The sequence below is a fragment of the Bacillus sp. T2.9-1 genome (assembly GCF_950097965.1).
GTDB lineage: Bacteria > Bacillota > Bacilli > Bacillales > Cytobacillaceae > Niallia > Niallia hominis.
Window position 1 is genome coordinate 1 of record NZ_CATNHG010000012.1, and the last position, 2,150, is coordinate 2,150.

Sequence of the window (2,150 nt, forward strand, 5' to 3'; positions counted from 1 at the left end):
CCATTTTGGAGTCCTCCTTGGTTAACTAAGTTAGGGGTCATTTCGGTCCACGATTTGACACCCCGTATCATACCAAGAGGGCTCTTTTTTGTTCAAGTCCCCGAAAATCCTTCTAACAGGAATGCTCCTTTATTTTCTTTTCACTTTTCTTTTCTTTTTTTAATAATAATTTTAATTCCTTTTCATAAGGCTCCAACGTCTTATATAGTTTAGATGGGTCTTTAATTAGTTTTTCGATTGAATCCTTTATACTTGGAAGTTTAATTTCCGGATTCTCATTTTCTATAAGTATTGGAGTATTTACAGCTTCATTGTATCTTTCAATATAATGAAATCCTTCATAGGCTGCTTTTCTCCAATAGTATTCAGGAATGGATTTATCTAACCAACTAAGTTCGCCTTTTTCGAATAATTCTGTCACAAATTCAGCAAATGGTCTTTTGTTAATGATTTTGACCTTATTTTCTTCTACATATCTGTCAAGTAATTCGTCGATTTTGTCTTTTGGATACTTGTTTGCCATTCAATGTTCACCCCTGTCTGTTCATAGATATGATCAACACAAGCCCCGATACTTTCTAATAAATCTTTTAATTCCTTTGATTTTGTGTATAACACTTTTTTTAGTTTTATATCCAATTTCAGCTGCTCATTTTTATTACTATGAATTTGGTCATAGATATGTCCCAACGAATTATAAACCTTAATTGCTTTGTTCTCCGTAGAATCCATCCACTTAATAATCTCATTATATTTTGTCTTAAATTCATCAAATTCTATTTTCCAATATTCATCACATATAAAACAGTGACGTTTACAACGTTTTATACTCGCTGAACACCAACCTATTTCTAATTTATCCCACTTATCTCGGTCAGGCTCAGCGTTTTTTAATACAAAACGTCTTCTAAATTCATCATTTATTTTTGAACTAATTATTGGTTCATTTATTGTTTTAAAAAAACTTGTTTTAAAGTATTGGCAATCCATGTCAAATAATCTCAATAGTTGAATAGTTGAAGAATCAGTTTCAAATTCCCTATGCTTAAAATAATGGGTTTGTGAGCTGAGAGATAAATGACCACCTAGACGAGCTATTTCTACCGGATGAAGGCCTTGAAGCTTCAAAAACATAAATGCTAAATGTCTTGTATCATTAGGTCGTAATCGCCTCTCAATATCGAAATAATTTCCTTCTTCACGACTTTTTGAAATTGTTTCAAGATTGTCATTCCCGACATCTCGAACAGAAAAATTATATGGTGGATTTTTAATAATGAATTCATAAAAATCGTATAACAATTTTCTAAAAGTTTCATGATCAATTATTCTATCATTACGTTTCTTGACAAAACTATTAATTTTATTCTCTATAACATTTTCTCTAAGTTTTCTAATTACCATATAAGATATTAATGAATCCGACTCTCCGTATTTATTTGATTCAATAATATAGGAATCTATGAAATTGTAAAAACTCTTATCAATCTCAATTTTATCAATAACTTGAATTCTTTTTTTGTTGTTTTTCTCCTTAGATCTAGGTAGCTCTAGATAATATCGAACTTTATTATCCGTTTCTTTTACTTTAAGAGAATCCCTTCGTATTTTAAGAAATTCACCGATTCTCATTGGGATTTTGGTAGTTAGTATCCACCAAATCCTTATTGGAGTAAAATATAAATATCGCCAATCTGATGAAGGAGTATTATCAAAAAAATTATTTAAGGCGAATAGGAACATTAAGCAATCTCTGCTTGATGGAATTTCCCTCGGTTCTATTTCGAGTTTTTCATGAAGCTCACTGGCTAGCTGTATATATTCTTCCGTTGAATCCAATTCATCATAAAAATCTAAAAAATTCAATAAAGACTTTATCATTTCATGTTTTATCGATTTCGTCGCTTCGGATAATAAATATTCTTCTAAATCACTAACTTTTGACTTAGCTAAAGTTGAAGTAATATTTAAAACATCCACTAAATACTTGAAATATGCCGCAATAGTATTACCTGCATAATCCAGGTACTGTCAATATTTTTGTGTAAATGACTTTTCAACTTCTCAAGGTAGATGATCACCTTCGTATTCAAATAGATTTGTTCGAAGTGTTGATTTGGGTGTCTAGGAAAGGGCTAGCCCTTTCCTAG

Annotated in this window: 2 protein-coding genes; both read right to left on the reverse strand. The window is 30.8% G+C overall.

The annotated features are described in order from the left end of the window. Positions 1–112: 112 nt before the first annotated feature. Positions 113–523, reverse strand: a complete 411-nt coding sequence (locus tag QQZ16_RS01745; RefSeq protein WP_284561003.1) for a hypothetical protein — start codon at positions 521–523, stop codon at positions 113–115. Then, complete coding sequence (locus QQZ16_RS01750; RefSeq protein WP_284561004.1) at positions 469–1,980, reverse strand: integrase; 1,512 nt, start codon at positions 1,978–1,980, stop codon at positions 469–471. The genes QQZ16_RS01745 and QQZ16_RS01750 overlap by 55 nt, the downstream gene beginning before the upstream one ends. Positions 1,981–2,150 lie beyond the last annotated feature (170 nt).

Bases quoted from the DNA above. Each gene is read 5' to 3' on its own strand.
- QQZ16_RS01745 (WP_284561003.1), bottom strand. From the start codon at position 523: ATGGCAAACAAGTATCCAAAAGACAAAATCGACGAATTACTTGACAGA.